This is a genomic window from Synechococcales cyanobacterium T60_A2020_003 (assembly GCA_015272205.1).
Classification (GTDB): Bacteria; Cyanobacteriota; Cyanobacteriia; order RECH01; family RECH01; genus JACYMB01.
On sequence record JACYMB010000141.1, the window covers coordinates 1 to 17,878 of the forward strand.

Genomic DNA, 17,878 nt, shown 5'->3' on the forward strand with positions numbered 1-17,878 from the left:
TACCAGGACACTCTCAAGGCGAACCTGACCGTTTTTCTAATCATGCAACAAAGCCTTTGCCCTCCTTAGAAGACTCAATCACAATTTGATCACGACCCTTACCCGTCTTGGCTACATCATTGCCGCGACCACCGATGATCACATCGTTGCCATCACCACCATCGATCTTGTCATTATCGTTCCCGCCATTCAGAGTATCGTTCCCCGCTTCGCCGTAGAGTGTATCATCACCATTTTTGCCGAGAATTGCGTCATCAGAATTCAAGCCAATGAGGGTATCGTCATCGTCTCCACCTTTCAGTTTGAGTCCACCTTTGGATAGAAATAGAAGGTGTCCACCTTCCACTAAATCGTCATCACTAATGCGGGAGTCGGAGTTAACGTCTGTTTAATCCGCAATACCGTGAGCCTGGACATCAAACAGGAAGAGAGAACCAGGCTTTTGGCCAAATAGCGTTGATACGTAATTTGTGAAAAAGACGAGGTGTGAAACGTGTACCCTGCTGGAGCGCACGTTTCACAATCCAAATAGGATTGCTAAGTAGATAGTCGTAAATAAACAAAGCTCTTCGTAGGATGGGTTAGCGATAGCGTAACCCATGCTGTCAAAGGATTTGATGCGCTACGGCTACGTTTAACACATCCTACGTTTAATTAGGGTCACCTACTTATATGTGTCGTTATTTATGTCTGAAGGTCTAATGTTGGCTGCTGATTTCTTGCCTAGATATGGTGGAGATTAAACGTTTTAGGTGCGACTCCGTGATGGTTCGGTGATTAATCCCAGGCTTTCCATGCCTGAACAACCCTAAAGATATAAACGCTAGACTTTGGTCGGTATTCCGGGCTGAGCATGCGGGTGTGGGGTCGTGGCTAGCGTAGAAGAGTGAAAAATCAGGAAGCATGCCTTGAGAACGGACCTTCCCAACCTTCTGAATTTGTGGCAGAGATTATTTTCAGACGCTGAGCTGTTAGACTAAATCGTATATCGATGAAATGATTAGTTTGTCAACACGAATTTTACATATCGGGAACCTCAAAACATTAACTTAGGCAACGTCGCTGATGTCTAAAATCCTTATTAATTTTGAGGAAAAAATGAATGAAAGCTTTATTACTCTATCCTCTTTTTCCCAAAACTTTCTGGTCCTATGACCGTTTTATGGAAATGGCTGACCTGAAGGCATTTATTCCACCTTTGGGAATCATTACAGTGGCCGCACTCTTGCCCAAGGAATGGGAAGTTCGGTTCTATGACCGCAACGTTACGCTTGAAACAGAGGCAGATTGGGAGTGGTGTGACATCATTATTCTGTCTGCCATGATTGTTCAACGAGAAGACTTTCACCATCTCATTCATAAAGCCATACACCATGGAAAAAAAGTGGCTGTTGGAGGTCCATACCCGACATCACTTCCTGAACACGCTCTGGATTCAGGTGCTCACTATTTGATCTTGGATGAAGGAGAAATCACAGTACCCCAATTTCTCGAAGCGATCGCGGAGGGACAGGAACAGGGTATTTTTCGAGCTACAGAAAAGCCAGATGTCACGCTTAGCCCTCTGCCTCGCTTTGACTTGCTGCAGCGAGATGATTACTTGATGATGGCTATCCAATTTTCCCGAGGTTGTCCCTTTAACTGCGAATTTTGCGACATTATTAATCTTTATGGTCGCAAACCCCGTACCAAGGACATAGACCAGACGCTGGCAGAATTACAGGCGCTTTATGAGTTGGGGTGGCGAGGTTCCATCTTTATCGTGGATGACAACTTCATTGGTAATCAGCGGAATGTAAAGCGATTATTGCGATCGCTGATCCCCTGGATGCAAGAGCGCCATTACCCCTTTACTTTTGTAACAGAAGCCTCGGTCAACCTTGCTGAAGATCTAGAACTACTAGATTTAATGGTTCAAGCCGGGTTTTATGGGGTATTTCTGGGGATTGAGACTCCAGATCAGGACAGCCTCCAGGTGACAGGCAAGCATCAGAATACTCGCAATCCACTGGCCGAAGCTTGCCAGAAAATTAACCAGGCCGGATTGATGATTTATGCAGGCTTTATCATTGGTTTTGATGGTGAGCGAGCGGGGGCTGGACAGCGAATTCAATCCTTTGTAGAAGAAACCTCTATCCCTCAACCCATGTTGGGCATTTTACAGGCTCCTCCCAACACAGCCCTATGGAGTCGCCTGCAAAACGAGCAACGACTCATCCACCACTATGAAAATGATGCTTCCATCGAATTTGGCGACCAGAACACTCTTATGAATTTCGTTCCGACTCGCCCGTTGAATGAAATTGCCTACGAGTATGTTGCGGCCCTTTGGACGATGTATGAACCTTCAGCTTACCTCAAACGTTGTCTCAAGCATTGTCTCAACATCACACCCAATCCCTATATACAACAGCAGATATATTTCCCCGTAGGAAAAGCAGTTCAGCTTATCAGCCGATTAATCTGGAAGCAAGGGATCCGAATGAAAACCATTCGAAACCAGTTTTGGCAGCAACTGTGGCTGATCTTGAGAACGAAGCCGCAGTTCCTCGGACTCTATCTTGGGTTGTGCGCGGCGGGAGAGCATTTCTGGGAGTATCGACTGTTAACACGAGAGAGAATTACGCAGCAACTTGGTTATGATCCGTTGGTTACCCTCCAGCCAACTAATCAGTGAATATTAGGGTGCAGGATCGAATTGGTCTGCTCCGTATGTTTAAGCATACTTTTCAGCACTTGATCAACGCTTTTTGAACTTCGGTTGTGTTGCGATCGCTCGCTCGTTCATCCATACCCATGGGCGTCCAGTGGTGAACTACATTCATGATCATTGGCAACCGGGCGATCGCCTCTATGTGTTCCGTGAAGCCAAGCGTCAGTTCGCGTTCTATGGGCCAAAGGCAGGCTTTAAGCCGGAGGACTATATTCTGGGTAATCAGGATTTGCTAGAAGTGGATGAATGGTCGGGCGAGGCTTTGAAGAAATATCGGCGCGACGTTGAAGCGTTGTCCGGGCAGTCGCAACTTTGGTTTTTACTGGCGCGTAAGCCTGAGGCTGATCAAGGCGCGCTTTTAGCTGATCTCAGTCACGTTGGAACCCAATTAGACACCTACACGAAACCGGGTGCGCTGGGATGCCTATACGATATGCGTCGCGATGCTGGGGGGAATGAGTAAAGTTTAAGATTGCCAGAGCATACACCAGAAACATGGAGGATGCAGGCTATTCTGAAGGTGTTTGCTTAAGCGGGTCGGTGCCCTATGGCTGATTCAAATACAACTCATCAAGACAACCTGGCGATCGCCACTCCTGAAGTGCTCCTCCAAGCCTATGCTCAGGGGAAGCGAAGTTTTTCGGGTATTAGTTTAAGCGGTGCAGCGCTAAGTGGCGTGGACTTAAAAGGTGCAGATCTGAGCTACGCAGATTTCAGTGATGCTGACCTCAGCCACGCCAGTTTGCGCGGTGTCGATTTTAGCTATGCTATTCTGCGCGGAGCGAATTTGTTGAAGGCTGATTTGCGCGGTGCAATGCTGATTGGCACTGATCTCCAAGACGCTATTGTGACGGACGCAAATTTTCACGATGCCGATTTTGATCCAGCAGAAACGCGATTTCCCCACGGATTTGACCCCATTAAGGCGGAAATGAAGAGCGATCGCCAGTCGGGCTAGGAGGATCTACAAGTGCTAACGGGACTTCACGATGCGGCTCGGATCACGATTTAGTTCACGCTAGGATAGATAAGACTATTCAGAGACCTGTGAGGACGGATCTATGTTTTTAGACGAACTATCTCCCCTTTTTCAAGAATTTACGCGCCAGCCTGTTGCCTTTTTAGGGGGCTTAGCCTCTGGGTTTTTGCGTCTGAATTTAGCTGAAGATCCGGTCAAGAGTTGGCTCGACCGGCAAGCGGGCGTATCTACTACAGCACCGTCTAGCAACAACGGTAAAAGTAGTGGCCCCCAGTCAATCACGATTGATTAAAGCGACTCTCAACATTGAGTACTTTGGTGTGGTGGGCTGATTGCGTACAGCTAAACTCTGGGCACAATCGTTCACCACTATGCGTTTCTAACTCAAACCTAAAACCTCAAAACTCAAAATTGGGATTACTGCACCGCCGCTTCCAGCATTTGCAAGCGACCTGTTGACGCATCAATTTCCACCTCTGCACCGATGGGTAAGGTAAGCACAGGCTCAAGATGGCCGATCATGGCTCCTGACCATGCCGGAATCCCTAATGGTTCAATATGATCTCGAAGCACGTCCATCAGCGTTAGCGATCCGTAGTCCGGATCGGGGCCACAATCGCTACACTGCCCAAAGATAAATCCCGCTAGCTGATCGAACCATCCCGCGAGTTTTAGCTGGGTGATCATCCGATCGATGCGATAAATATATTCCCCAACGTCTTCAAGAAATAGGATTGCGCCTTCCAAATTCGGTACGTAGGGCGATCCGGTAATGCCCGACAGCACGGACAGGTTTCCTCCTACCAAGCGACCCCGCGCCACTCCCGGTGTAATGGTCTGAATGCGGCCTTCCACTTGCATCAGGCGATCGCTGTCGGTATCTGTACGCCCGCTCTGGAAGCTGAGCATGTCACCGTCAAACAAGACCCGGCGGAAGTAATTCGTCTCTTCAGTTCGCCATGAGGCAAGACCATTGGGGCCATGAAAGGTGACAATATGACTTTGAGCGTTAATGCCCCAAATGAGAGACGAGATGTCGCTAAACCCGATGATAATTTTGGGGTTTTGGGCAATTAACTCGTAATCCAAATAGGGCAACAGACGGCTACAGCCCCATCCGCCCTGAATCGGAATGAGGGCTTTAATGGTGGGATCGGCAAAAAATGCGTTGATGTCGGCGGCGCGATCGCGATCGTGGCCACCTAGATAGCCATAGCGGTCATAGATGTGTTCGCCCAGTTTGGGAACCAGTCCTAAGCCTTGCATCGCCTCGATGACAATGTTGACATCGTCCGTTTCAAACGCGGCTCGTGCAGGACTAATCAGACCCACGGCATCTCCGGGCTGAAGTCGCGGCGGCTTGCGAATACTGCTAGAACTGGCTTGGGCGGAGGTGGTGATCAGAGGGGCGATCGCGGCTCCGGTGGCAACAGCGGCAGAGGTGGCAAGGAACTGGCGACGGTTAGACATAGAACTGCAACACCGAAAAAGCAAAACTAGAATAGAGCGATCGCCCTGATTCCATAAGCGATCGTTGAAAAACGCAACACTTGTCCGGGCACAGTCCAAGTTCCGTGAAGGTGGATGAAGACGATAGGCTCACGCTAAGCTGACGATAGGACGATTCTTTCCCCGCTCTCTTCATGCCGCCCATCCAGGACTACTACGACATCCTGAACGTACCGAGAACAGCTACGCTCGCCGAAATTAAGCAAGCCTTCCGCCGCTTAGCCCGTCAGTATCACCCGGATCTCAGCCCCGACAATCCAAACGCAGAAGCCATTTTTAAGAAAATCTGCGAAGCCTACGAAATCATTCAAGATCACGCCTGCAAGGGACGCCCCCGATCCTCGGATCAGTCTCCAGAGGACACCGCCAGTCAAATTGATGCCTACGTGGCCGGGGTTCAGTACATGCTGGATCAAAACTACTTGGCAGCCCTCAACTGCTTCTCCGAGGCGATCGCCCAGGCTCCCAACTTCGCGCCTGCCTACCTGAAACGGTGCCAGGTTTATCTGTATCTCGCCAACTATCGTGCTGTCCTGCGCGACTGTCAACAACTCCTGATCCTGCAACCGGATTCTGCTGAGGGCTATTACTATCGAGGTCGCGCCCGCTACCGTTTGGGCTATATTCAGTCCGCCATCGATGCCTATGACCGAGCGATCGCCCTTGATCCACTCTATGCCACCGCCTATTACCATCGTGGCGTGGCGTATGTGGATCTCAAAAATCAGTCCCAAGCCATTGACGATCTCCAGATCGCGGCCAAACAATTCCAAACCCTTGGAGACAGGAGCGGTTATCAACTCGCTCAGAAGACGCTGCACAGTATTCGCAACCGAGGGCTATACAAATGGCGATCGCTAGTTACGGGTCTGGTTCCAGCCCTTGTCCTTGTCCTCAGAGCGATTCCCTGGATTCTAATGAACCCCGAAACCCAGCTTCTAACAACCTTTCAACACCTACAGCGCTACCAAATTGCTGCCGGAACAGGGATTGGACTGGCGATCGCCGCTGTCAGTCTATTTACGCTCGGTGTCACGATGGGCTGGCAGTCTGTGGTACCGATGGCGTGGCCGGAAATGGCCTTCATTGGCTGCATCGTTGCAATCAGTCTAGTCTTGGTGAGTGCGATCGCCCGGTGGGCCTTTGATCGGCGCACAAGCAGCTTGTCGGGGGACTGTTTTGTCGTCGGTGTGGCACTGTTACCCCTCGGTATCCTGCCCCTGATTGGAGCCGTGCTGTTGGGAACCGGAACGTTTAGCGTAATGGCGATCGCCCTTGTCGCCTTTTGGTATGCCGGATTACTTCTGTATCTAGGATTTACCAAGGTGCAGGACATCCCGTCTGGGTATGCGGCAATGTTGGTGCCGTTAGTTCTCTTGCTAAGTAGCAGGATTGTACGGTTAATCTGGTTATTTTCCGGGGCGTAAACTTCACTCCACTACGCTAATCGTGCCGCGCATTCCCGCCTCTGCGTGTCCTGGAATAGAACAATGCAGTTCGTATTCCCCAGCCTTTTGCGGCACAAAATACCATTCGGCGGTCGTACTAGGACGCAACTCTAAATCACGGATTGCACCTTTAATCTCGACGTTTCCGGCTTCGACTTTTTGCGTCCAAATGGTGTCAGCAAAGTTTTTAGCCGTAAAGTAATGCTTCTCCGGACTAGGATTGTCGAGTTTAAGCACATAGCGCTGGCCAACCTGAAACTGGAGGTGATCCGGCACAAATTTTAACTCGCCTGATGGTGTGCCCAAATGGACAGAGACAGATTGGGGAGCACGAGTCGCGGCGATCGCCCCATCCCATCCCCAGACCAAACTGAGGCCAACTATTAATACCAGAACGACGACTCTGCTGAAAACTCGAATCCAAGCCTGGAGAGTTGGAAATCTAGCTGAAATAGTCATAAGGATTGTCCTCCTTGTGGCGATGGGCTCATCCAATGATTGTTCCACTAAAAAAGCAGTCCTGCGGGGTGCAGAACTGCTGGGAGTTCAAAGCGAGGATTAACCCTAGCGAACTGCTGTAGGACTAGCAATCGGCTTCATCAAGTACAGACGAAGCAGGTTCCAGCCAATCGATGCAATATGAGGCAGCTTCTGGATGAATTGAACTGCTTTCGGTGCATTCGATTCAGAGATTTGGGTGATTTTCATGTTGCTAGCTGCACAGTCATCCAATGTTTTGAAGAATTCTGGGTGATCCACGTTCAGAATCACGGGGAAAACGCGAGCAGCCGTATCATTGGTTTTTCGAATCACCTCAATATCGTAATCACGCGCATTTAGCCCAATTGCCTCATAAAAGCCAGACCGCTGCAAGTCATTGAGATACATGGTTGCAAAGACCGACAGCAGGAAGAACCGACACCAGAGGCGTGCTTTCCAGTCGTTCAAAATTTCAGGCTGCGATCGCATCACGGCATCAAAGAAATCACCATGACGGTTTTCATCCTGGCACCAGTTCTCGAAGAAGCGGAAGATAGGGTAGAGGCGATCCTCTGGGTGCGCCTCCAGATGGCGATAAATGGTGATATAGCGCCAGTAGCCAATCTTCTCCGAGAGATAGGTGGCGTAGAAAATAAACTTGGGTTTGAAGAAAGTGTATTTGCGGTGCTGAGTCAAAAAGCCCAGATCCAGCGTGAGGTTAAAGTCCGACAGCGCTTTATTCAAGAAGCCCGCATGACGAGCTTCATCGCGGGACATCAGCAGGAAGCCCTCCGCCAGCACCGGACTGCGATCCTTCAGCTTGCGGGAAAGTTCCTTATAGAGCAAAAAGCCCGAAAACTCTGCAGTGCAGGAGCGCTCTAGGAATTCAACGAACAGACGACGAGTTTCGCCGTCGATGTGATCCCAAGACTGCTGAAACTCTTCATCACGCACAAAGTGATGGCGGTTATAGTCAGCCCGGAACTCTTCCAAAATCGCGTTTAACTCGTCCTCATTAACGGAGATATCCATTGCCGCCATTTCTTCAAAGTCGGTTGTGTAAAACCGTGGCGTGAGAATGGTTTCCTTAGCAGGGGACTTTACCCCAGGACGCATTTCTTGAAATTCAGGTTTTTTGAGGGAATCTACCATGGTTCCTTTAAACAACGCATGTTGTGAATTCACTGCCCAGATGTCTCAGGAGTAGGCTGAAGCTTTGCAGCAAGCTTACCCTGAAAACCTCTGTCAGGGTCTATGGGCTGAATAACGTTGGCTAAATAGACCAGAATGCAGCAGCTCTTATTGGATCTCAGTCTACCAAGCTATCGGGGGGTGCGATCGCCCAAAAATGTTAAGACTTGCAACACTTGGATGGAATAATTCGCAATTATTTACAGTTGTCTGCAAGACGGGTTCTATTTGGGTCAACGGCTTTAAGGTTTGAGAGATTGCCTTATCCCCATGTTTCGGCTTCTTGATTCCCACGATCGAGACAGTCTTGGCCTGACCAAAAGAATTCAATCCGATAGGACGCAATGCGGATTAAATCCCCATCCCGTAGCCGCATCCGCTGCATAGGGTCGAGTCGGCGTCGATTGACCCAGCTTCCATTCGCGCTGTTGAGATCGGTAATGTAGAATCCGTCGGTGGCCGTGAAGCCAACCGCTGCATGAAATCGGGAAATGGACATATGCCGAATGGAGATATCGCACGTGGAATTGCGCCCGATCAGCCAGTTTGAAGCGGTTTCTGTAATTAAACCACCGCGTGAGTGCGACAAATTTGTGATCAAAAAGGCTGTCCGCTCAGTGGTGACAGCCTGAATATAAAATTCTGCCGCCTGACAACGGTGCTGAGCATTGAGTGCTGGATACAGCAATGTTCTGACTTGGTCGAGATCTTGATCTAAATCCGCCAACAGTTGAACGGACAGAACCGGATTCTGCTTCAGGAATTGGTCAGGCAGGGACTCTGAGGAGCTTGGAAGGGATTGGTTCAGCATGATAGCAACAAGTTGGATGTCTCAAACAAACGGGGCCAATGTTCGGAGTTTGGAGACACGAAGCCCTGAAAGGCAAAGATAGCGATCGCCCGTTCCCAATCGATACCACTGCAAGTAGTCGAATAGCGGGCGAGCTGTTAAGTACTGGTCGTCGTAATTGAGCGATCGCCTAGCCAAGAGGCACGTAAGAACATACTTAACATCACCACTGAGCCAGCGGCTAGAAGGGCGAAGCACTGATGTACTGTGACCCCTCACCACAGCGAAGCACCCTGCAAACGTTCTCATATTGCCAGCGCTGCTCCCCGCATTAAACGTCAGAGCGTTCGGTGAGATCAATGAGATGACCTATCAGGTTCATCAAAACTTAATGGGACTTCTCAAAATCGGCGGTATTGGCGCAGCTTCTTTAAAGTCTCCTTAATCAAAATTTCCCTGGGATAATGGGTTTGGGGATGCATCGATGCGAGTCTCGCCCATGACATGATCTGCAATCGCAAATCGCAATTGAAATCAGCATCTATGGCCGTAGAGGAGATAGTTAGGACAAAGGGGATGTGGGGGCTGTTACCCGACGCAGGGGTGAAACCCCTGTCTTCCGTCCTAACCAACCCTTTGGTTGCTATACGCCCACAGCAATCCCAAAGAAATACAGCCGGGGATTTTGAACGACACAACCCATAACCTGTATACAATCAGCCAAGCACACCGGGATCTTTTTACGAAGCGATTCAGTCCTGTGGGTCTTCGCCATCATTTTTCGAATTCCGATGGATTGATGATGGGATACGCCAGCGTTTAGGGGATACTTAGAAGAGGTTAAGATCCAGAACACTCATGAAATCGTATCTAGCGGCAGCCGTCCAAATGAATAGCCTGCCGGATTTGGAGAAAAATCTAGCCCAGGCAGAAGACTTAATTGAACTGGCCGTTCGGCAGGGAGCAGAGTTGGTTGGGCTTCCTGAGAATTTCTCGTTTCTCGGAAATGAAGCGGCGAAGTTGGCAAATGCAGAGCAGATTGCCGACCAAAGTGAAAAATTTTTGAAGACAATGGCTCAGCGTTATCAGATTACGCTGCTGGGTGGGGGATTTCCAGTTCCAACGGAACAGGGCAAAGTGAACAATGTTGCCCTCTTAGTGGGGCCAGACGGACAGGAACTCTCCCGATATGCGAAAGTGCACCTGTTTGATGTCAACTTACCGGATGGCAATACCTATCAAGAGTCCCAAACGGTTCTAGCGGGTGTACAATTGCCGTCTATGTATCCCTCCAAGGAACTGGGGAATATAGGACTTTCGGTTTGCTACGATGTGCGTTTTCCGGAACTCTACCGTCACCTGTCTCAGATGGGAGCGGAGGTGCTATTTATTCCAGCCGCATTTACGGCCTATACCGGAAAAGATCATTGGCAGGTTTTACTGCAAGCCAGAGCCATTGAAAATACTGCTTACGTCATTGCGCCGGCCCAAACCGGGAAACACAATTCCCTCCGTCAGTCTCACGGCCATGCTGTGATTGTTGATCCTTGGGGGGTGGTTCTAGCCGATGCGGGCGATAAGCCTGGAGTGGCGATCGCTTCCATCGATCCATCTCGATTAGATCAAGTACGTCGTCAGATGCCGAGCTTGAAGCACCGCGTATTTCTATAATGTCTAAGCAAGTGTCTAAACGTGGAACTCTGAAAGTGCCAAAATAAACTGAACCGCCATCATAAATCCAGCACAATATCATGAGTCCTCAAACCCCATAACTGTCGCTAGTCCAGACCCTCAGAAACCTGTAGAGTATACAGGATGGAGACTGGTCGATAGGGTCAGTCTTATGTGCTTGGATGTCCTACGCAAATACTGAAGCCATGCTTTCAATTTTTCATGTTGTTCCCCTGCTTGCCGCTGCATCAGAGGCGGAGGTAGAGGCGTCTGGTTTTGTGTTAGCAGGAACGCTCTTGAGTCTGATTGCAGTCTACATTGCAGCCAAACTTGGAGGCGAACTGTGCGCTCGGATCAATCTTCCTCCAGTTTTGGGGGAACTAGTCGGGGGAGTGGTGGTTGGCGTCTCCGCTTTAAATGTTCTCGTTTTTCCCGGTGAATTTGGCGATGCGTCAACGTCGTTAATTATCAACTTCCTGGAAACGGCGGCAGGCTTGCCTCCCGAAGCCGCTACCTCGGTCTTCGAAGCCCAAAGCGAAGTGATTGAGATTTTGTCCGAGTTAGGAGTGATCATCCTCCTGTTCGAAATTGGGCTGGAATCGGATCTGAAAGAACTGATTCGAGTGGGGCCGCAGGCAGCCATTGTGGCAGTCATTGGTGTCGTGGTTCCCTTCGCCTTGGGTACGGCAGGATTGCTCACCATTTTCCATGTTGATACGGTTCCCGCTATCTTTGCGGGAGCCGCTTTAACCGCCACCAGTATTGGCATTACCGCAAAAGTACTCGCAGAACTTCAGCAGCTTAGCTCCAAAGAAGGGCAGATTATTATCGGTGCTGCTGTCTTAGATGACATTTTGGGCATCATCGTGCTTGCTGTTGTTGCCAGCCTTGCCAAAACCGGCGAAGTCCAGGTTGGCAACATTATTTACTTGATTGTGGCGGCGGCGGTTTTCCTGATCGGCTCGATTTTTATCGGCAGATTGCTGAGTACCTACTTTGTCAGCATGGTTGAGAAAATGCGGACGCGCGGTCAGCTCATTTTGTCATCGCTGGTTGTCGTGTTCTTTCTCTCGTTCATTGGGGCAGCGATTCAGCTTGAGGCAATTTTGGGTGCGTTTGCGGCGGGTCTAATTTTGGCCGAAACCAGCAAACGTGAGGAACTTGAAGAGCAGGTGATTCCGATCGCTGATATGTTTGTGCCCATTTTCTTTGTCGTGGTTGGGGCACGCACAGACGTGAGTGTGCTGAATCCCTTTGTGCCCGAAAACCGAGAAGGCTTAATTATCGCAACATTCCTCGTCATCATCGCGATTTTGGGTAAAGTCGTCACTAGCGTCGGTGTGTTTGGTCAACCCGGCATTAATCGGCTTGCAATCGGTGTGGGAATGATTCCTAGAGGTGAAGTAGGACTTGTGTTTGCAGGCGTTGGTTCAGCTAGTGGTGTTCTTTCAGAGTCGCTGGATGCCGCCATTATTGTCATGGTGATTCTCACCACTTTCTTAGCCCCTCCGTTACTGCGGGTTGTTTTTCGAGAGGCTGCAGAAGTGCCTGCTCTAGAGGTGGCTGATGGGCAGTCGGTTACGATTACGGGCAAAGCGGTCGAAACGGAAGAGGCAGAGTCGCCCTGAACTGAATCGTTTTGAAATCTAGGGAGTTGAGCAGGGTATCGCCTAACGGTTGAGTACGCGCTCAACTCTTTCGTTGTGAGGGATGGCGACAGCTACGAGAATGACAGATAGTGCATCAACAGCGCAATTTGGTCGTTTGAGAGTTGGAGACGGGTTTGAAAATCTACTAGATTCTTGAATTTTGACCCTGTTGAGCGCAGGTTGATAATGCGGGTGGCCAAATCTGAATCGATGGGCAGAATGGTTTGTAGCTCTTGCAGAGGAGCGTAGTTTGGATTGATTCGTTGGGGGTAACTGATGCTTTCGGCATCGTAGTGGCAGAAGAGGAGGATAGGCGCAAAGGCTTGGAGGTGGCGTGACGTTATCCCCAAGACAGCGGCGATATCATCTAGGGAGTAGAGCTGAAGGCCGGATTGCGTGAGGTGAACCAGCGATCGCGCCTGATGGATCGAAAGTCCGGGGAGCCGCAGCCAATCATCAACGGTCGCCCGATTAACATCAATGCGAATGCCAAGGGTGGCGGCGAATTGCAGCTCCTCTAGGCTTTGAAATCGATAGAACGGATCGCTGAGTAGGCGCGATCGCAGGGATTGACGGAAGGGTGAAAGCCAGCGAGATACCATACCACGTCTTCCTCCGTTAAGGCGTCGACTTGAGGAGTTGTCGGCGTTTCTGTTCAAACTCATATTCGGAAATGAGTCCCTCTTGACGGAGCGATTCCAGTTGGCGCAGGGCGTCGGCGATCGCCTGTACGGCGTTAGCTGATGATACGGAGGTCAGAGGCGCAGATAGTTCCAGTGCGTTGAAACGACTGTGGAATTCGGTTGCGGTTTGGAGAAAGTACCATACTGCTTCCATGAGACTTGCAATTTTTGGGATGGGTGTCCAGCTTAGCAGCAGATAGACGATCCCCCAGATGGGTTGCCCAAGATAGAACTTATGTAATCCCGATAGGGGTAAAACTGTACTGGCGATCGCTAGTCCGATCGCGATAGGTCGCCGTTTGGGCTGGCTCAGCATAGGTTGAGGTTTTGAATGACTGCAAGCGTTGAGCATCCTGACATGGAGCTGTACCGATAACAAGAAGGTCGTCTGGCTAGATCCCCGATCTTTCTCACAAAACTCACGATACAGCGTATTTAGGATTCTCCTTCCTCTAAGTTTAGCGGTTCAGCCTCAATTGTAGGCGATCGCGGACGATCGATCTGGAAGCAGATTTGGCATTTGCGTATGCTTGCATATCCTCGGATCCCATTCCCGGCATTGATTCTGCATCTTTACGGACAAACGTTGCATCTTCACAAAGACGTCAAAATACGACCTGAATGAATACGCTAGTGTGAATATTAGAGCAACTGAGGTATCAGCTTTTGTACGGATGTGAGCCTCCTGTTCATTCAATCTATGAGTTACGCAAAGCTCTCCTCACCTAATTGATCGTCCTCCGAAGGGTCTGGATGCATGCATCGGATTCAGCGTCCCCCGCTCATCAGACGGTGGTATTTGGTCAGGGTAGCTTTGTCGCCTCCAAATCTTATAGATTTTTGTCATCATTATTTTGTATAGATCGAACAGGGTTGTTGATTGCTCATCTGGTAGGGTATCTACAGTTGCGCTCTGAGCGAACTCAAACACGATTACCCTGGGTAAGGCCCTATGTGATCTATGGACTGACTTCAATACCTTCCTATCGTTTAATATTCGACTACCATCATCTAGCGATCCTGACCCATTTCTCCGGATCAGTTCGTCCTTTACCAGCTACTAGTTTTATTCAAACCACCTAAAATATCCTTCGTGTAGTTACATGACCCATCTGGCCTTCTCCGCAGAATGGTTGACACAATTTTCAGACCCGTATTCCGTCCTTGGCATAGCTGTCTCTGCAGATGATCAGCGGGTGCTTAAGCGTCATCGTGCGATCGCCAAACTTTTACATCCGGATGCCTTAGCCAATGCCACCGCCGAAGATGCCGTGTTAGCGAGCCAAATTCTGGCACGCTTAGTAAACCCTGCCTATCAAGAAATTAAAAGTGAGAATGGGCGCGCCGAAGTGCTGGCTCGCCTTCGGATGGACATTCGCTACAAATCTCGCCAAAGTCCGCCGACTCCCTCTACAGCAGAGTCCCAAGCACTGTTAGAGTCCCCCTCTCACTCTCTCGATACGCTTTACGAGGATGCGATTGCCAGTTTTGCTGAAAAGCAATATAGTCCGCTGTCGCAATTTCCGATTATCACCCCGCAGATTCTAGAACTCAACGCCATCTATCTCTATATCAAGATCGGATCTCCCGAGATTCTGGAAAAGCGAACGGGAGTTATTCCAGCGGTGGCTGCACGTCCAATCTCCTATGCTCCCGTGCCTGATGTGCCAGCAGGTAAGAGTGAGCCTAGCTACGCGGAGCGCCATGCTGAACGGGCTAAGGAGTACCTCAAAAAACGGAACTGGTCGATGGCTGTCCAAGAGTTGCGGGATGCGATTCGTCTAGAGCCAGATCGAGGGGAATTTCATGCCTTGCTGGCGATCGCCTACTTCATGCAAAACCTGCCAGGGATGGCAAAAGTTCACTGTCGTCAGGCTCTAAAGCTTGACCCCAAGAACCCATTAGCCCTGCGTTATGCTCCAAAGCTGGGTGTTGAAACGGAGACTTCAGCCCCAGCCTCCCGACCCTCACCGAAGGGCGATCGCCCCTTGTCTGCCTCTGCGCCATCTCGAGAGAATCGGAAAGGGTTGTTTGGTCTTTTTAGCAAACGCTAGCAAGACTGGGTTTGACTGTGCTGACAGAGTGAACGGTTCTCCGATTGGTTCGGTTTTCTAGCCATGGATGGTCGCGTTGGCAGGAATAAGCTGTTTTAGAATGAATGCATAGGATTGACAGGTATATTGCGTGTTCCTAAGAGCGGGTAGTAGCTTGTTAATCAGCAGTTTGGATCACCCTTTGCATTCCAAACGGTTACGTTGATAAAGCAGTTGTAATAAGCATCTGGGCAAGAATGGGATTTTTCGACTCTGACATTGTTCAGCAGGAAGCAAAGCAGCTCTTTGAAGACTATCAATCCTTGGTAGCCTTAGGATCTGACTATGGCAAGTTTGACCGAGAAGGGAAAAAAATATTCATTGAGCGCATGGAAGAAGTGATGGAGCGTTACCGCATTTTCATGAAGCGGTTTGAACTTTCCGAAGACTTCATGGCTCAAATGACGATGGAGCATCTCAAAACGCAGTTAGGCCAGTTTGGCATCACGCCCCAGCAGATGTTCGACCAAATGCAGATGACCCTAGATCGCATGAAGGCGGAAGCAGAACAGCAGCGATAGAGAGTTATTGAGCCTGACCACCTCTCGTTTAACCTATAGCCTAGGCATAAATTTTCCCCAAAGGCTCCGTTTCGGTGAGTGGGTGAGAACGCCGCCCAAGTCGTCATAAGATTTAGAGCCTAACCGTAGTGACTCGAGGTTAAGGCGACGGCTGAGGACGGGGAAACTGAGAGGCAGGCGGGAAGGATTCTGCGGGCACGCCTTTCAAAGCTTCCAGCATGAACGCTCGCCAGATGGGAGCCACATAGGTTCCGCCTGTTGCACCGACACCAATGGGGCTATAGTCGTCATTCCCGACCCACACGGCGGCTGCAAGTTGGGGCACATAGCCCACAAACCAAATGTCGCGCTCACTAGAGGTCGTACCTGTCTTACCCGCCGCAGGCCGTCCAAGTTGAGCCGTCGTCGCCGTGCCGCTATTGATGACATCCTGCAACATGCTCGTTAACGATGCCGCTGCCCACGGATCAAGTACAAGCTGTGGCTCTGGCGTGTTATCCAGCAGGACATTTCCTTCACCGTCGGTCACTTGTACAATGAGCGTAGTATCCGACTGCCATCCTCCACTAGCAAAGGTGGCGTAAGCCGATGCCATCTCTAGGGGGGTTAAATCGACTGCACCTAATGGGAGCGATGTCACAGGCTCGATCGGGCTCGTAATCCCCAGCGTGCGACAAATTTCAATCACACGGTTAATCCCTACCTCTTGGCCGAGCTTCACCGCAGGCACGTTTCGAGACATCGCGAGTGCCTGCCGTAAGGGCATGGAGCCATAAAATCTGCCGTCGTAGTTTTGAGGACTATAGTACTCATAGCCATCCGGGTAGCTAACCGGGCTATCGTCAATGATGGAGTCCGGCGTGTACTTTCCAGAGGCGAGCGCCGCGTAGTAAACAAACGGTTTAAAAGCAGAACCGGGCTGCCGCAGGGCTTGAGTCGCTCGGTTGTACTGGCTTTCCTTGTAGCTGACTCCGCCAACCAATGCCTTGATGAAGTGGGTACGGGGATCAACCGCAGCTAGGGCGATCTGATCGGCATACACTCCCTGCTGGCTCAAGCGCTGATGATTTTCCCGGATGACCCGCTCGGCCATCGCCTGGAAGTTCACATCCACAGTGGTTTGGACGCGCATTCCTCCTTTCAGCACCTCATCTTGACCAAAGCGATCGGTCAACTCCTGCACCACCGCTTCTGTAATGTAGGGCGATCGGCTGGTTTGGAAAGACTTAATTTCGCCTAGGTGGATGGGCTGCTTCAATGCAGCTTGCTCCTCCTCAGGCGTAATCCAGCCCAATTGGCGCATCCGCATCAACACGATCGCCTGCCGCTCTTTGGCTAGAGGGTAGTCCACAAACGGGCTAAATTCTTCCGGAGCCTGGATCAGCCCCGCCATCATGGCGGCTTCGGCCAGGGTGAGATCCGAGGCTTTTTTGTTGAAATAGCTTTCCGAGGCCGTTTCAACCCCGTAGTTGTTATGTCCCCAATACACCTGATTGAGGTACATCTCAAAAATCTTATCTTTGCCGAGAATTTGCTCTAACCGCAGTGCCAAAACCGCTTCTGCCAGCTTACGGCTCATGCTACGCTCTGGGGTGAGGAACAGATTCTTCACAAGCTGCATGGTCAGCGTGGAGGCACCCTCCACGGTTTGACCCTCGGTGAAGTTGCTCAGCATGGCCCGCACCACACTCACGGGATTAATGCCGTGATGGTAGAAGAAATGGCTATCCTCGATCGCCAGCACCGCTCGCTTTAGGTCAGGGGAAATTTCGTTGAGATCTACAACGTCTCGGTTCGCTTCATCGTGGATACTGTAGAGCCAGTTTCCCTTAATGTCGTAGATGTAGCTGGTTTCGGCAGGTGAGTAGTTCTGAAGGACGCGGACATCCGGCAGGTTCCGAAAGCTGATGGCCAACCCCACCAAGCCCCCAGCCACGATCGAGCTGGAAAGCATGGTAATCCCTAAAATCGTTCCGGCGGCCACTTTACACGTTGACTGAATAAAGTCTCGTGTGCTAAACGGTGAGACAGGAGAGGGATGCGGACGCGATGGCTTACGCTTGATATTGCGAGCAGTATTAGATGCCACAGCAGATCTTGACCTTAGATATTATTAACAGCGATGAGCGCTAAACCTTGACGGTTGCGAGC

General features: G+C 50.3%; 19 protein-coding genes. 9 read left to right on the plus strand and 10 right to left on the minus strand.

What is annotated here, in order from left to right; all coding sequences use genetic code 11:
• Positions 1–40: 40 nt before the first annotated feature.
• Complete coding sequence (locus tag IGR76_07190; GenBank protein MBF2078293.1) at positions 41–364, minus strand: hypothetical protein; 324 nt, start codon at positions 362–364, stop codon at positions 41–43.
• A 738-nt stretch (positions 365–1,102) separates the two neighbouring features.
• Here IGR76_07190 and IGR76_07195 point away from each other — a divergent pair.
• The 4 genes from IGR76_07195 to IGR76_07210 all read left to right on the plus strand — a co-directional run bounded on the left by IGR76_07195 (position 1,103) and on the right by IGR76_07210 (position 3,984).
• Positions 1,103–2,677, plus strand: coding sequence for a B12-binding domain-containing radical SAM protein (locus tag IGR76_07195; GenBank protein ID MBF2078294.1), 1,575 nt, complete (start codon positions 1,103–1,105; stop codon positions 2,675–2,677).
• 73 nt (positions 2,678–2,750) lie between these two features.
• A complete protein-coding gene (locus IGR76_07200) occupies positions 2,751–3,176 on the plus strand; it encodes a hypothetical protein (protein MBF2078295.1) in 426 nt (141 codons plus the stop codon).
• A gap of 84 nt (positions 3,177–3,260) precedes the next feature.
• Positions 3,261–3,671 carry a pentapeptide repeat-containing protein gene (locus IGR76_07205; protein ID MBF2078296.1) on the plus strand — a complete coding sequence of 137 codons (411 nt, stop codon included), beginning with the start codon at positions 3,261–3,263 and terminating at the stop codon, positions 3,669–3,671.
• Between the two features lie 103 nt (positions 3,672–3,774).
• Complete coding sequence (locus IGR76_07210) at positions 3,775–3,984, plus strand: hypothetical protein (protein MBF2078297.1); 210 nt, start codon at positions 3,775–3,777, stop codon at positions 3,982–3,984.
• Positions 3,985–4,109: 125 nt separating this feature from the next.
• Here the strand turns inward: IGR76_07210 and IGR76_07215 are convergent, their stop codons facing one another.
• Both IGR76_07215 and IGR76_07220 read right to left on the minus strand, forming a co-directional pair.
• Complete coding sequence (locus tag IGR76_07215; protein MBF2078298.1) at positions 4,110–5,162, minus strand: LD-carboxypeptidase; 1,053 nt, start codon at positions 5,160–5,162, stop codon at positions 4,110–4,112.
• Positions 5,155–5,337 carry a hypothetical protein gene (locus IGR76_07220; protein ID MBF2078299.1) on the minus strand — a complete coding sequence of 61 codons (183 nt, stop codon included), beginning with the start codon at positions 5,335–5,337 and terminating at the stop codon, positions 5,155–5,157. The genes IGR76_07215 and IGR76_07220 overlap by 8 nt, the downstream gene beginning before the upstream one ends.
• Between IGR76_07220 and IGR76_07225 the strand changes: the two genes are divergently transcribed.
• Positions 5,336–6,628, plus strand: coding sequence for a DnaJ domain-containing protein (locus IGR76_07225; GenBank protein MBF2078300.1), 1,293 nt, complete (start codon positions 5,336–5,338; stop codon positions 6,626–6,628). The two genes, IGR76_07220 and IGR76_07225, sit on opposite strands and share 2 nt — an antisense overlap.
• A gap of 3 nt (positions 6,629–6,631) precedes the next feature.
• Here IGR76_07225 and IGR76_07230 read toward each other — a convergent pair whose 3' ends face one another.
• From IGR76_07230 to IGR76_07245, 4 genes are all read right to left on the minus strand, one after another.
• Complete coding sequence (locus IGR76_07230) at positions 6,632–7,108, minus strand: biphenyl 2,3-dioxygenase (GenBank protein ID MBF2078301.1); 477 nt, start codon at positions 7,106–7,108, stop codon at positions 6,632–6,634.
• A 105-nt stretch (positions 7,109–7,213) separates the two neighbouring features.
• On the minus strand, positions 7,214–8,281 hold the full coding sequence (acsF, locus tag IGR76_07235) for a magnesium-protoporphyrin IX monomethyl ester (oxidative) cyclase (GenBank protein ID MBF2078302.1): 1,068 nt from the start codon (positions 8,279–8,281) through the stop codon (positions 7,214–7,216).
• Positions 8,282–8,582: 301 nt separating this feature from the next.
• Complete coding sequence (locus IGR76_07240) at positions 8,583–9,131, minus strand: FHA domain-containing protein (protein MBF2078303.1); 549 nt, start codon at positions 9,129–9,131, stop codon at positions 8,583–8,585.
• A gap of 21 nt (positions 9,132–9,152) precedes the next feature.
• Positions 9,153–9,368 (minus strand): hypothetical protein, encoded by a 216-nt coding sequence (locus tag IGR76_07245; GenBank protein MBF2078304.1) that lies wholly within the window; start codon positions 9,366–9,368, stop codon positions 9,153–9,155.
• Between the two features lie 600 nt (positions 9,369–9,968).
• On the opposite strand from IGR76_07245, the gene IGR76_07250 reads away from it, so the two are divergent.
• Both IGR76_07250 and IGR76_07255 read left to right on the plus strand, forming a co-directional pair.
• A complete protein-coding gene (locus IGR76_07250; protein MBF2078305.1) occupies positions 9,969–10,781 on the plus strand; it encodes a carbon-nitrogen hydrolase family protein in 813 nt (270 codons plus the stop codon).
• A gap of 182 nt (positions 10,782–10,963) precedes the next feature.
• Positions 10,964–12,409: a cation:proton antiporter gene (locus tag IGR76_07255; protein ID MBF2078306.1), complete on the plus strand. Its 1,446-nt coding sequence runs from the start codon at positions 10,964–10,966 to the stop codon at positions 12,407–12,409.
• Between the two features lie 92 nt (positions 12,410–12,501).
• Here IGR76_07255 and IGR76_07260 read toward each other — a convergent pair whose 3' ends face one another.
• Positions 12,502–13,032, minus strand: a complete 531-nt coding sequence (locus tag IGR76_07260) for a ComEA family DNA-binding protein (protein MBF2078307.1) — start codon at positions 13,030–13,032, stop codon at positions 12,502–12,504.
• Positions 13,033–13,048: 16 nt separating this feature from the next.
• Complete coding sequence (locus IGR76_07265; GenBank protein ID MBF2078308.1) at positions 13,049–13,429, minus strand: NINE protein; 381 nt, start codon at positions 13,427–13,429, stop codon at positions 13,049–13,051.
• An 817-nt stretch (positions 13,430–14,246) separates the two neighbouring features.
• On the opposite strand from IGR76_07265, the gene IGR76_07270 reads away from it, so the two are divergent.
• Positions 14,247–15,167, plus strand: coding sequence for a molecular chaperone DnaJ (locus IGR76_07270; protein ID MBF2078309.1), 921 nt, complete (start codon positions 14,247–14,249; stop codon positions 15,165–15,167).
• Positions 15,168–15,403: 236 nt separating this feature from the next.
• Positions 15,404–15,727 (plus strand): DUF1825 family protein, encoded by a 324-nt coding sequence (locus IGR76_07275; GenBank protein ID MBF2078310.1) that lies wholly within the window; start codon positions 15,404–15,406, stop codon positions 15,725–15,727.
• Positions 15,728–15,866: 139 nt separating this feature from the next.
• Here IGR76_07275 and IGR76_07280 read toward each other — a convergent pair whose 3' ends face one another.
• Entirely contained in the window at positions 15,867–17,681 is a 1,815-nt protein-coding gene (locus IGR76_07280) for a penicillin-binding protein 1A (GenBank protein MBF2078311.1), read from the minus strand.
• Between the last annotated feature and the right edge of the window lie 197 nt (positions 17,682–17,878).